Origin of the sequence: Mesorhizobium sp., from assembly GCF_024509055.1 — a bacterium.
Classification (GTDB): domain Bacteria; phylum Pseudomonadota; class Alphaproteobacteria; order Rhizobiales; family Rhizobiaceae; genus Mesorhizobium.
This window is the reverse complement of sequence record NZ_JANINM010000504.1, coordinates 1-11,075: the sequence shown is the minus strand read 5'-3', so window position 1 is coordinate 11,075 and position 11,075 is coordinate 1. Positions and strand designations below refer to the sequence as shown.

Annotated in this window: 14 protein-coding genes and 1 pseudogene; 2 read left to right on the top strand and 13 right to left on the bottom strand. The window is 63.8% G+C overall.

Translation table 11 applies throughout. From position 1 onward, the window contains the following. The 5 genes from Q0L57_RS29800 to Q0L57_RS29780 form a co-directional block, all read right to left on the bottom strand. Nucleotides 1-455: ABC transporter ATP-binding protein (locus Q0L57_RS29800; RefSeq protein WP_296746666.1), on the bottom strand; the 455-nt coding region annotated here is incomplete at its 3' end. Nucleotides 456-504: 49 nt separating this feature from the next. Next, on the bottom strand, nt 505-1,329 hold the full coding sequence (locus tag Q0L57_RS29795; protein WP_296746665.1) for a carbohydrate ABC transporter permease: 825 nt from the start codon (nt 1,327-1,329) through the stop codon (nt 505-507). An 11-nt stretch (nt 1,330-1,340) separates the two neighbouring features. After that, nucleotides 1,341-2,213, bottom strand: coding sequence for a carbohydrate ABC transporter permease (locus Q0L57_RS29790; RefSeq protein WP_296746664.1), 873 nt, complete (start codon nt 2,211-2,213; stop codon nt 1,341-1,343). Between the two features lie 203 nt (nt 2,214-2,416). Next, entirely contained in the window at nt 2,417-3,727 is a 1,311-nt protein-coding gene (locus Q0L57_RS29785) for a sugar ABC transporter substrate-binding protein (RefSeq protein ID WP_296746663.1), read from the bottom strand. Nucleotides 3,728-3,900: 173 nt separating this feature from the next. Next, complete coding sequence (locus tag Q0L57_RS29780) at nt 3,901-4,809, bottom strand: LysR substrate-binding domain-containing protein (RefSeq protein ID WP_296746662.1); 909 nt, start codon at nt 4,807-4,809, stop codon at nt 3,901-3,903. A gap of 110 nt (nt 4,810-4,919) precedes the next feature. On the opposite strand from Q0L57_RS29780, the gene Q0L57_RS29775 reads away from it, so the two are divergent. Beyond that, nucleotides 4,920-5,105, top strand: a complete 186-nt coding sequence (locus Q0L57_RS29775) for a hypothetical protein (RefSeq protein ID WP_296746661.1) — start codon at nt 4,920-4,922, stop codon at nt 5,103-5,105. A gap of 68 nt (nt 5,106-5,173) precedes the next feature. Here the strand turns inward: Q0L57_RS29775 and Q0L57_RS29770 are convergent, their stop codons facing one another. Beyond that, nucleotides 5,174-6,136 (bottom strand): sugar-binding transcriptional regulator, encoded by a 963-nt coding sequence (locus Q0L57_RS29770; protein ID WP_296746660.1) that lies wholly within the window; start codon nt 6,134-6,136, stop codon nt 5,174-5,176. A gap of 212 nt (nt 6,137-6,348) precedes the next feature. Here Q0L57_RS29770 and Q0L57_RS29765 point away from each other — a divergent pair, with 212 nt between their 5' ends. After that, nucleotides 6,349-6,981, top strand: a complete 633-nt coding sequence (locus tag Q0L57_RS29765; protein WP_296746659.1) for an HAD family phosphatase — start codon at nt 6,349-6,351, stop codon at nt 6,979-6,981. Nucleotides 6,982-6,984: 3 nt separating this feature from the next. Here the strand turns inward: Q0L57_RS29765 and Q0L57_RS29760 are convergent, their stop codons facing one another. The 7 genes and pseudogenes from Q0L57_RS29760 to Q0L57_RS29730 all read right to left on the bottom strand — a co-directional run. Beyond that, a complete protein-coding gene (locus Q0L57_RS29760) occupies nt 6,985-7,752 on the bottom strand; it encodes a class II aldolase and adducin N-terminal domain-containing protein (RefSeq protein ID WP_296746658.1) in 768 nt (255 codons plus the stop codon). Between the two features lie 74 nt (nt 7,753-7,826). Continuing rightward, complete coding sequence (gene ureG / locus Q0L57_RS29755) at nt 7,827-8,459, bottom strand: urease accessory protein UreG (RefSeq protein ID WP_296746656.1); 633 nt, start codon at nt 8,457-8,459, stop codon at nt 7,827-7,829. Next, a complete protein-coding gene (locus Q0L57_RS29750) occupies nt 8,456-8,896 on the bottom strand; it encodes a DUF3995 domain-containing protein (RefSeq protein ID WP_296746655.1) in 441 nt (146 codons plus the stop codon). Before Q0L57_RS29750 ends, ureG begins: the two co-directional genes overlap by 4 nt. Further along, entirely contained in the window at nt 8,893-9,570 is a 678-nt protein-coding gene (locus Q0L57_RS29745; RefSeq protein ID WP_296746667.1) for an urease accessory protein UreF, read from the bottom strand. Before Q0L57_RS29745 ends, Q0L57_RS29750 begins: the two co-directional genes overlap by 4 nt. Beyond that, entirely contained in the window at nt 9,557-10,120 is a 564-nt protein-coding gene (gene ureE / locus Q0L57_RS29740) for an urease accessory protein UreE (protein WP_296746654.1), read from the bottom strand. The genes Q0L57_RS29745 and ureE overlap by 14 nt, the downstream gene beginning before the upstream one ends. A gap of 1 nt (nt 10,121) precedes the next feature. Next, nucleotides 10,122-10,721 carry a glutathione S-transferase family protein gene (locus Q0L57_RS29735; RefSeq protein WP_296746653.1) on the bottom strand — a complete coding sequence of 200 codons (600 nt, stop codon included), beginning with the start codon at nt 10,719-10,721 and terminating at the stop codon, nt 10,122-10,124. A gap of 58 nt (nt 10,722-10,779) precedes the next feature. Next, a pseudogene (locus Q0L57_RS29730) lies at nt 10,780-11,075 on the bottom strand (hypothetical protein); the annotation flags it as partial.

Genomic DNA, 11,075 nt, shown 5'->3' with positions numbered 1-11,075 from the left:
GGCTGGCGCACGATGGCGCGGCCGATGGCGACGCGCTGGCGCTGGCCGCCGGAGAGCTGGCCGGGACGACGCTCCAGGTAGTTGGTGAGGTTCAGCACCCTGGCCGCGTCCTTCACCTTCTTGTCGATGGTCGCCTGATCCTCGCCCGCCATCTTCAGCGGGAAGGCGATGTTCTTGGCGACCGTCATGTGCGGATAGAGCGCGTAGGACTGGAACACCATGGCAAGCTTGCGCTTGGCGGGCGCCTCCTGGGTGACGTCGCGGCCGTCGATGTTGATGGTGCCGCCGCTGGTGTCCTCCAGCCCGGCGATCAGGCGCAAGAGCGTGGACTTGCCGCAACCCGACGGGCCGACGAACACGACGAACTCGCCGTCCTCGATGACGAGGTCGATGTTCGGGATGATCGTCGTCGACCCGAAGGACTTTGAGACGTTCTTGAGCGTGATATTTCCCATGGTTTCCTCCCGGGGTATTTTCGTCCACCGCCTGGCGCGGCTGCTTCCCTTACTTCACGGCACCAAACGTCAAGCCGCGCACCAGTTGCTTCTGGCTGAACCAGCCCATGATCAGGATCGGCGCGATCGCCAGCGTCGAGGCTGCTGAGAGCTTGGCCCAGAACAAGCCTTGCGGGCTGGAGAACGAGCTGATGAAGGCTGTCAGCGGCGCTGCATCGGTAGTGGTCAGGCGGATCGTCCAGAATGCCTCGTTCCAGGCCAGGATGATGTTCAACAGCATGGTCGAGGCGATGCCCGGCACTGCCATGGGCGTCAGCACATAGACGATCTCGTTCCACAGCGAGGCGCCATCCATGCGCGCCGCTTCGAGGATCTCGCCCGGGATTTCGCGGAAATAGGTGTAGAGCATCCACACCACGATCGGCAGGTTGATCAACATCAGCATGACGGTGAGGCCGATGCGGCTGTCGAGCAGGCCGGTGTCACGGAAGATCAGGTAGATCGGGAACAGCACCGCCACCGCCGGCATCATCTTGGTGGAAAGCATCCACATCAGGATGTCCTTGGTGCGCTTCGTCGGCGAGAAGGCCATCGACCAGGCTGCCGGAACCGCGATCAGGATGGCGAGCAGCGTCGAGCCCACCGACAGGATCACCGAATTCAGGAAGAACTTGAAGTAGCCGCTCTGCGCCTGAACCTCGGCGTAGCTCTCGGTTGTGCCCGACGGGATCAGGCTGAAGCCCTGGATCGCCTCCTGCTCCGATTTGAAAGAGGTGATGACCGTGTAGAGGATCGGGAAGAAGATCAGCAGGGCGACGATCCACGCCGCGGCCGTGGCGATCGTCTTGTGCCGGGTGGTGACTGCGCGTGCCATCTGATCCTCCCTTATTTGTCGAGGTTCTTGCCGACGGCGCGCATGGCGAAGAAGGCAACGATGTTGGCCAGAATGACTGCGATCACGCCGCCGGCAGACGCCTGGCCGATTTTGAATTCCAGCAGCGCCTTCTGGTAGACCAGGAAGGGCAGGTTGGTGGAGGCATAACCAGGGCCGCCATTGGTGGTCACCAGGATCTCGGCGTAGATCGAGAGCAGGAAGATCGTCTGGATCAGGATGACAACGGTAATGGCGCGCGACATATGCGGCAGCGTCAGGTACCAGAAGCGGCTGAGGAAGCCGGCGCCGTCCATTTCGGCCGCCTCCTTCTGCTCGCCGTCAAGCGACTGCAGGGACGTCAGCAGGATCAGCGTCGCGAAGGGCAGCCACTGCCAGGCGACGATGATGATGATGGCGGTCAGCGGATGCTGGCCGAACCAGTCGATCGGCTCGGCACCGAAGAAGCGAGCGATGTCGGCGAAGACGCCATATTGCGGGTGCAGGATCATGTTCTTCCAGACCAGCGCCGCCACCGGCGGCATGACGAAGAACGGCGAAATGACGAGGATGCGGACGAACCCCTGGCCCCAGATCGGCTGATCGAGGAGGAGCGCCAGAAGGATGCCGCCGACTACGGTGATGATCAGCACGCTGACCACGATCGTCAGCGTGTTGAGGATCGAATAGAGGAATGCCGGGTTCGAATAGAAGAGTTTGTAATTGTCGAACCAGACGAAGCCGTCACGTATCGGATTCAGCGGATTGTACTGGAGCAGCGAAAACCACAGCGTGAAGGCCAGCGGCACGATCATCCAGATGAACAGCAGGATCACCGATGGCGCCATCATGAAACGGGCAAGCGAACGGGTTTGCTGAGTAGCCATGATGGTCACCCTTCAACAGTCGGCTAATGGTTTCAAAAGCAATTCCACGAAACATGTCTAGCAGCTTCGGAATTGCGTAAAAACAGGCAGCCGGAGCCAGGCATCGGCCAAACGCTCCGGAGGTCGAAGGGGCCGCCCGAACTGGGTTTCGGGCGGCCCTTGCCGGTCATGGTGCGCTACCGGCATTCGGCACCGGGAGGAGCCTACTTGATATAGCCGCCTTCGGTCATCGCCGCGGTGGCGGCGTCCTGGGCCTGCTTCAGCGCGTCGTCGACGCTCGACTGGCCGGCAAGGGCTGCCGAGAAGAGCTGGCCGACAGTGGTGCCGAGGCCCTGGAATTCAGGGATGGCCACGAACTGCACGCCGACATAAGGCACCGGCTTGACGGTCGGATGGGTCGGGTCAGCCGCGTTGATGGAGTCCAGCGTCATTTTGGCGAATGGAGCCGCCTTCTGGTATTCCGGATTGGCGTAGAGCGAAGAGCGCGTGCCCGGAGGAACGTTGGCCCAGCCTTCCTTGGAAGCGACCAGCTCGGCATAGTGCTTGCTGGTTGCCCACGACACGAACTTCTCCGCCGCATCCGCCTTCTTGGTGCCGGCAGGGATCGCGAGCGACCAGGCCCAGAGCCAGTTGCCGCGCTTGCCGAGGCCATTGTCCGGCGCCAGCGCATAGCCGACCTTGTCGGCGACCTTCGAGGCCTTCGGATCGGAGACGAACGAAGCGGCGACGGTGGCGTCGATCCACATGCCGCACTTGCCCTGCTGGAAGAGCGCCAGGTTCTCGTTGAAGCCGTTCGAGGAAGCACCCTCAGGGCCGTCAGCCTTCATCAGGTCGACATAGAACTGCAGCGTCTTCTTCCACTCAGGCTGATCGAACTGCGGCTTCCAGTTCTCGTCGAACCAGCGCGCGCCGAAGGAGTTGGACATGGCGGTGAGGAAGGCCATGTTCTCGCCCCAGCCGGCCTTGCCTCGCAGGCAGACGCCGTTCACGCCATTGGCGCGGTCGGTCATCTTGTCGGCGGCCTGCTTGATGAAGTCCCAGGTCGGCGCATCGGGCATCTTGAGGCCGGCCTTGTCCATCAGGTCCTTGCGGTACATGACGAACGAGCTTTCGCCGTAGAAGGGCGCGGCATAGAGCTTGCCGTCGACCGAAAGACCGCCAGCGATGGCGGGGATGATGTCCTTGACGTCATAGTCGTCGCCGAGCTTGTCGAGCGGAAGCAGCCAGCTTTGCTTGGCCCAGATCGGAACCTCATAGGTGCCGATGGTCATGACGTCGTACTGGCCGCCCTTGGTGGCGATGTCAGTGGTGACGCGCTCGCGCAGCACGTTTTCTTCAAGCGTGACCCAGTTCAACTGGATGTCGGGGTTAGCCTTGGTGAAGTCGTCCGTCAGCTTCTGCATGCGGACCATATCGCCGTTGTTGACGGTGGCGATGGTGATGGATTCGGCATGCGCGGCGAACGCAAGGGCGCTGGCCGACAACAGGCCCAGGGTGAGCGTGCGAAGTTTCATCAAAATCCTCCCATAAACCAAGATGAGCATTTGCCTTGGCTATGGGCAATTACTCACTTGGCGTGATTTATGTCAAGGCGGAATCGATGCTGCGGTGCAGCAGAAGTGACGTAACGCCACCCTATCCGGCGGCGCGGTCGATATCTTTCGAGGGGCAGGCTGGGCTCGGCGGCTTACGGACAGGCGATCTCGGCCAGGATCCAGTCGCGGAAGGCGCGGATCTTCGGCACGTTGCGCCGGGCTGTCGGGTAGACCAGCCAGTAGGCATGGCCATCGTCGCCAACCAGGTCGAAGGGCTGGAAGAGGCGGCCGTCGGCGAGCTCGGCCTTGAACAGCGCCCTGGTGAGGACCGCAACGCCATGGCCGGCGATCGCGGCATTCGCCTCATAAGCCTGGGCGCCCATGCTGCTGCCCGGCCGCTTGGCAAGATCATGCGCGTGCACGCCGGCGGCCTCGAACCACTGCGTCCACCAGATATCGCCGGGGTCGAGAATCGGCAGCCGCAGGAGATCCGCCGGCTCCCTGACCCCGCCTATACTGGCCGCGAGCTTCGGGCTCAGCATCGGCGTGAAATCGGCGTCGAGCAGCTTGTGGGCCTCCAGCCCCGGCCATTTGCCGCCTCCGGACCGGATGGCGAGATCGACATCCTCGCGCGCGAAATCGGTCAGCCGGCTCGACGTGTCGAGCCGCACGGCCAGCGCCGGGTGCGCGAGCTGGAACGAGCCCAGGTGCTGCGCCAGCCAGTTCGAGGCAAAGGTCAGAACCGTGGTTATGCACAGCAGGCCGTCGGCCCCGCCCCGCGCCGCGGCATAGGCCTGACCGAGAATAGCAAAGGCCTCGCTGACCGCGGGCGCCAGCCGCTGGCCGGGCTCGGTCAACTCGATCTGCCGTGGGCGGCGCAGGAATAGCGGCGCCCCGACCCGCTCCTCGAGCAGCTTGATCTGATAGCTCGCCGCGGCCTGCGTCATGCCGAGCTCCCGGGCGGCCTTGGTGAAGGAGAGGTGCCTGGCGACGGCCTCGAACACCCGGATCGCCTGCAGCGGCGGAAGCGGCGCAAGCTGCGGAGAGCTGAGATCGGGCATAAGGCCTCCTTATGGGTCATGATCGAGGTTTAATTGGAAGCACGAACCTGCCAGCCCGATATTTGGGGTCGACGATCAATCCAGTTCAAGCTTAGCGAAGGCTGACGATCATGACCACGGCACAGGAAAAGCTCGTTTCGACCCCGGTTCGCGGATGGATTTCATTGCTGGCGCGCGAATTCTCGCGCTTCGCGAGCCGCCGGCGCGTCTATATCGACGTTCGGGAACTGTCGCCGCATCTGCAGCGGGATATGGGCTTTCTCGACGGCAACGATCCGAGCGGGCTTCACGATTAGCCGCTTCGATTTTATCGGCAATCAGCATCTATCCTGGCGCGTGAGCCCGCCGAGCCGATGGCTCGGCATCATGCGCCGGCGAGCAGGGCGGCCGCCGTCCGCTCATCCGTGATGAGGCCATTGACCAGGCGCCGGTTCACGGCGGCGAGGATGCCCGGCAGCTTGCGCTCGCCCATGGCAAGCGCGATGACCAGCGACTTTTCGCGCGATGGCAACGGGGCGGACGAGACACGATCGTTGGTGATGCCGTCGATCATGCGGCCTTCGCGGTCGAACACCCAGCCGACGATCTCGGCAATACCGCCGGCCTTCTGCAGCGCCTTCAACTCGTTCTCAGAAATGAAGCCATCCTCGAAGAGCGGCGCCTTGGGGCCGAGATCGCCGATGCCGACGAAAGTGACGTCGGCCTCCGCGGCCAGCGCCAGCGTCGGCTGGATCATCGGCTGGTTGAGCAGCATCTCGCGCTCCTCCGGCGAGGAAGCGATGACCGGCAGCGGCATCGGGAAGGATCGCGCCTTGACCCGGTCGGCCATGGTGAAGATGACGTTGTAGAAAGCGGCCGAACCGTCGGGCGAGATGTTACCGGTCAAGGACACGACCTTGTGCTGCGGGCATTCCATGGGCGGCAATTGCTCGATGGCGGCCTTCAGCGTGCGTCCGGTGCCGATCGCCATGACGACGGGCGTCGGCGAGCGCAGCCGGCGCTCGATCTCGGCTGCCGCCGCCTCGGCGATGCCGATGGTCGTCGACGACGACGTCGGATCGCTCGGCACCACTTCCACCAGATCGAGCGCGAAGCGCGACTTCAGCCGTGCGGCAAGGTCGAGGCAATTGGCGATCGGATGGTCGACACGCACCTTGATCAGGCCCTCCGATACCGCCAACGACACGAGCCGCTGCGCTGTCTGCCTGGAGATACCGAGCTTGGTGGCGATCTGGTCCTGCGTGTTGCCGGCAACGTAATAGAGCCAGCCGGCGCGCGCGGCGTCGTCCAACCTCGAGCTGCCGCCGGCTTCCTGTCGCGAATTCACGTCCTGCCTCCCAACCCGTTCGATGTTGAAGAACGGGCCTGCCAGCTTACACAACGATTGCGCCTGCGCGCAATTGTCAATCAAGAGAGCAATTGCTTGCCATCTGTCGCGATGATTTGTCGACGGGTTCGCCCCTGTCGGGACCATTTGCCGGCGGGACGGTTTATCTCGGCGCGCAAACGCATTAAGGGAATCGGCGAAAGGAGCCTTGCATGACGCCGAAAGCGGTTTTCTGGGACATGGACGGGACACTCGTCGACAGCGAGCCGCTGCACGAAGCCGCGCTCGTGGCCGCGCTGCGCAGCGTCGGCATCGCGCCGCCGACCGACCTGCATGAGCGCGTGCTGGGCATCGCCGCATGGCCGGTCTACGAGATGCTGCGCGACGAATTCGGCCTGTCGCTGCCGTTCGACGACTGGATCCTGCGCAAATACGACCACTACCTGCCGATGACCGAGACGCTGAAGCCGCGTCCCGGCGCGATCGAGGTCTTCAACGAGTTGCGGGCGCTGGGCGTCGAGCAGGCGGTGGTGTCCAACTCCGACAGGCTGATCGTCGATGCCAACCTGCGCGCCGTCGGCCTCACTTATCCCGGCATGATGACGGTCAGCCGCAACGACGTGATCGACGGCAAGCCGTTGCCCGAGCCTTTCCTGAGGGCAGCCTATCTCGCCGGCGTCGACCCGACGGACGCCTTCGCCGTCGACGACAGCCTGACCGGCGCCATGGCCGGACTTGCCGCGGGTATGAAGACGATCTTCTGGCCGGAGGCGCCGATGAAGGGGCCGGCCGGCGCCATCGTCATCAACAGCGCCAGGGAACTGCGTCGAGAACTCGGGCTGTAATTGTCAGTTCCGGTAGACCGGCTCTTCCTCGTCAAGGATCGCCTTCAACTCGGCGAGATGGCGCTCTGCCTGGCCGGGATAGTCGTCCATCTCGCTCGCCGTCTTCTCGGCGATCTCGTCGGAAAGCGTGCGCAGCGGGCGACCCGTCCACAGCGCCTTGATGTAGGTTTCGGCGGCGCGCTCGAAATAGAACATTCGGTTGAAGGTGTCGGCGACGTTATCGCCAATGACCATCACGCCGTGATTGCCCATGATCATGACCCTGACCTTGGGGTCGGTCAGAAGCTGCGAGCAGCGCTCACCCTCTTCCTCGAAAGCCAGGCCGCCATAATGGGCGTCGACGACATGTCGGTTGAAGAACATGGCCGAGTTCTGGTCGATCGGCGGCAGCGTGGAGTCGGCCAGCGAGGCCAACACCGTGGCATGGATCGAATGCACGTGCATGGCGCAGCGCGCGTGCGGCACGTTGCGGTGGATGGCGCCGTGCAGGCCCCAGGCGGTCGGATCGGGTGCGTTGGGACCGGACAGCGTTTCGGGATCGTTGGCGTCGATCAGCAGCAGGTCGCTCGCCTTGATGCGCGAGAAATGCACCTGGTTCGGGTTCATCAGGAACTTGGTGCCGTCCTCGTTGACGGACAGCGAGAAATGATTGGCCACTGCCTCGTGCATGTTGAGCCGCGCCGTCCAGCGGAAGGCGGCGGCGAGGTCGACCCGCTCCTGATAGTAAGGCAGGTTGCTCAACGGTTCCTTGTGCAGACGGGCAATGCTCATCAAAAATCCTCCAGTTTTGGGGAGAATGCCGCGCGTGACGGCTGCCAGCAACCGCAAACTGCTGGGTCAGGCGATCATGCCGCCGGGCGCGCCGATTGCAAACCGCCCTGCTCGACGATGAAGTCGATGACCTCCCGCAGACCTTTGCCGCGCGACAGGTCGGTGAAGCCGAAGGGCCGCTTGCCGCGCATGCGGGCGGCGTCGCTCTCCATCACGTCGAGATTGACGTTCACATAGGGCGCGAGGTCGCTCTTGTTGATGATGAGGAAATCCGAGCGGGTGATGGCCGGGCCGCCCTTGCGCGGGATCTCCTCGCCCTGGCAGACCGAGATGACATAGAGCGTCAGGTCGGCGAGGTCCGGCGAGAAAGTGGCGGCGAGATTGTCGCCGCCGGACTCGATGAAGACGATATCGAGGTCGGGGAATTTCCTGTTCAACTCGGCGATCGCCCGCAGGTTGATCGAGGCGTCCTCGCGAATGGCGGTGTGCGGGCAGCCGCCGGTCTCGACGCCGACGATCCGCTCTTCCGGCAACGCCTGCAGGCGCGCCAGCATCATCGCGTCTTCCTTGGTATAGATGTCGTTGGTGACGACCGCGATCGAGAACTGATCGCGCAACGCCTTGCAAAGCTTCTCGGTCAGCGTCGTCTTGCCTGAGCCGACGGGACCGCCGATGCCGACGCGAAGGGGACCGTTGGGTTGGGTCATGCCGGAAACTCCGAGATTGCCAGGACTGCGAAGCCCAGCCCGATCAGCAGGCAGAGCGGCGAATAAAGGCGCTGGTCGAGCCGCGAGAAAGGCTGCTGGGGCGCCAGCCCGCGCCACCAGGGCGTGAAGCCGGCGACGCCGCGTCCGAGGAAGACGAGACCTATGAGCAGCGCGGTGGCGGCAAGCCCCTCCTTCGGGAAGGGCGAGGCGAAGACGCCTTCCAGCGCCAGCGGCCAGAGCGTCGCCAGCGCAAGGCAAGCGGCGACGGCGAAACTCGCGACCGACGACGGCATCTCGTCGACGCCGCGAAAGCCGACGACGGCATGGGCGCAGGATTTTGCATCCGTGCCCGGCCAGATGCCGCCAATGCCCCAATACACATGCAACGTGGTGATCAGCAGCAGGACGAAGGAGAGGACGAGGGCCAGGATGATCATGATCGGAACAGACGCGAATATTGGGTTTCGTGCTTCATCGAGATGATGTCGGAGACGAAGGCGGCGCCGCCGAGATCGTCAAGCGTGGATGCGGCGGCGCGCGTGGCTGTCGCCAACGCCAAAGTTTCAAAGCCGACTAATAATGAGACTGCCTCGGTCTGACCGACGACACTGAGCCTGATCGCGGCCTGCACGAGATTGGAGAAAAAGGTCTGCAGGAAGGCCGCCAGCGCATCTCGCAGCCCGATGCCGTTACCGCCAGCGACCGCGCCGACAGCGACGCAATAGGCGCAGTCCGCCGGCAGCCGCTCCAGCACGGGAGACGGCCAAGCCGATGCCGCCTTCAGGAAGGCCGCGCCCTGCAGCAGGGTTTCGAGATGACGCTCTCGCGATCCGGCAAGCGCCTCGGCGAGTTGCGCGATTTCCGCCAGATCGCCGCCGTCTTGCGCGCGGCGCCAGCTTTCGGCGAACAACACCGCGTCGTTCCAGCCAGAGCCCATCTCGACCAGCGTCTCCAGCCATTCGGCGAGATCCTCGCGATCGGCGATCAGCCCGTCATGGACTGCGCGTTCGAGGCCATGGCTGTAAGCAAAGCCACCAACCGGGAAGGACGGCGACAGCCAGGCCATCAGCCGCAGCAGCGCCATGCCGGAAGGCTGCTCAGTCGTGGTCATGGTGGCTGTGTTCGTGATGGCCGTGCGTATGGTCATGATCGTGATGATCGTGGCCATGGTGATCGTGCGAATGGTCGTGGCCATGCCCGGAATAGGCGCCGCGCACCGGACTGAACGGTTGCGAGACTTCGCTCACCGTGGCGCCGAGCCCCTCCAGCATGGCCTTTATGACGTGGTCGCGTAGGATAAGGATGCGGTTCGCCTCGATCGCCGCCGCAAGATGGCGGTTGCCGATATGCCAGGCCAGCTCGGCGAGATGGACGGCGTCGCGGGCGCGGATGTCGTAGACCTCTTCCGGCGCGGCGACGATCTCGAGCTGGCGGCCATCCTCCAGCACGAGCCGGTCGCCGTGGTTCAGTGCCACAGGTTCGGGCAGGTCGACAAGCACCTTGTCACCGGCCGCCGTCTCGATCGCGCGGCGGCGCAGATGCCGCTCGTCATGGGCAAGCACGGCCTTGTCGTAGGGTGTCGCCGCTCCGGCCGCGCCTGCCGGCAATACCGAGATGGCGCGCGGAAATTTGGTGAAGTCGGTGGTGATGTTGAGCTTCATTTCAGGCTCCGCCATTGGCCTGCGCGCGGGCACGCGCGGGGCGAGACAGCACGCGCTCGAAATAGGCGTTGACGCGCTCGGACTCGATCGGGAACCGGCCGGCGCGGGCCCAGCCGCCCATATCGCCGAGCAGCACGTCGACGGCGGAGAAACGGTCCCCCAGCGCAAAGGCATTGTCGCCGAGCCGACGGTCCAACGCCTTCACTTCGGAACCGAAATCATGGGCGGCGGCGGGGCCGACATCGACCCGCATTTCCTTCGGCAGCAGGAAACGGTGGCGCAGCTTGTTCCATAGCGGCGCCTCGAACTCGCTCTGGGCGAAATGCATCCAGGAATCCATCTCGGCGCGACCGGCCAGGCCGGGATTGGCGCCCATGCCCTTCTCGGCATGCTTGTCGGCCAGATAAATGCAGATCGCGGCGGAATCCGTGATCTTCAGCTCGCCGTCGATCAGGATCGGCACCTTGCCGGACGGATTGAGCGCATAGGCTTCCGGTGAGCGCAGCTTGATCTCAACGAACTCATGGGGCTGCCCGAGTTCCTCGAGCATCCAGAGCACCCGGCTGACGCGGGAGCCGCGCGATCCGACGGCCTTGTACATGGCGAAACCTGCCTTTCCCGGAAATCCTAGACCATCCCATTCAACAGCCCAATGGCGCTCAGACGATGGTGTCGAAGAGCCGCAGGATGAAGGATATCTGGTAGATGAGCGCCACCGCGACGAAGGCGATGTGGAAGCGTTTGTCGCGCACCAGGATCGCGGCGATGCAGAGCGCAACGAAGATCGGCGTGCGGAACAGATATTCGTTGCCGAAGCGGGCGAAATGTTCCGGGCCCTTGAGCAGTGTGTCGACGACGTCGAGCAGATAGGTCGCACCGAGCAGGCCGAAGAACCAGGCACGGCGCGAGTAAAAATAGTCCTCGTAGCTGGTGTAATCGAGCATCGAATCCGGAA

Excerpts from the sequence above, each read along its gene's own strand:
- Q0L57_RS29795 (WP_296746665.1), bottom strand. The coding sequence starts at position 1,329 with ATGGCACGCGCAGTCACCACCCGGCACAAGACGATCGCCACGGCCGCG.
- Q0L57_RS29790 (WP_296746664.1), bottom strand. The coding sequence starts at position 2,213 with ATGGCTACTCAGCAAACCCGTTCGCTTGCCCGTTTCATGATGGCGCCA.
- Q0L57_RS29785 (WP_296746663.1), bottom strand. The coding sequence starts at position 3,727 with ATGAAACTTCGCACGCTCACCCTGGGCCTGTTGTCGGCCAGCGCCCTT.
- Q0L57_RS29780 (WP_296746662.1), bottom strand. The coding sequence starts at position 4,809 with ATGCCCGATCTCAGCTCTCCGCAGCTTGCGCCGCTTCCGCCGCTGCAG.
- Q0L57_RS29775 (WP_296746661.1), top strand. The coding sequence starts at position 4,920 with ATGACCACGGCACAGGAAAAGCTCGTTTCGACCCCGGTTCGCGGATGG.
- Q0L57_RS29765 (WP_296746659.1), top strand. The coding sequence starts at position 6,349 with ATGACGCCGAAAGCGGTTTTCTGGGACATGGACGGGACACTCGTCGAC.
- Q0L57_RS29760 (WP_296746658.1), bottom strand. The coding sequence starts at position 7,752 with ATGAGCATTGCCCGTCTGCACAAGGAACCGTTGAGCAACCTGCCTTAC.
- ureG (WP_296746656.1), bottom strand. The coding sequence starts at position 8,459 with ATGACCCAACCCAACGGTCCCCTTCGCGTCGGCATCGGCGGTCCCGTC.
- Q0L57_RS29750 (WP_296746655.1), bottom strand. The coding sequence starts at position 8,896 with ATGATCATCCTGGCCCTCGTCCTCTCCTTCGTCCTGCTGCTGATCACC.
- Q0L57_RS29745 (WP_296746667.1), bottom strand. The coding sequence starts at position 9,570 with ATGACCACGACTGAGCAGCCTTCCGGCATGGCGCTGCTGCGGCTGATG.
- ureE (WP_296746654.1), bottom strand. The coding sequence starts at position 10,120 with ATGAAGCTCAACATCACCACCGACTTCACCAAATTTCCGCGCGCCATC.
- Q0L57_RS29735 (WP_296746653.1), bottom strand. The coding sequence starts at position 10,721 with ATGTACAAGGCCGTCGGATCGCGCGGCTCCCGCGTCAGCCGGGTGCTC.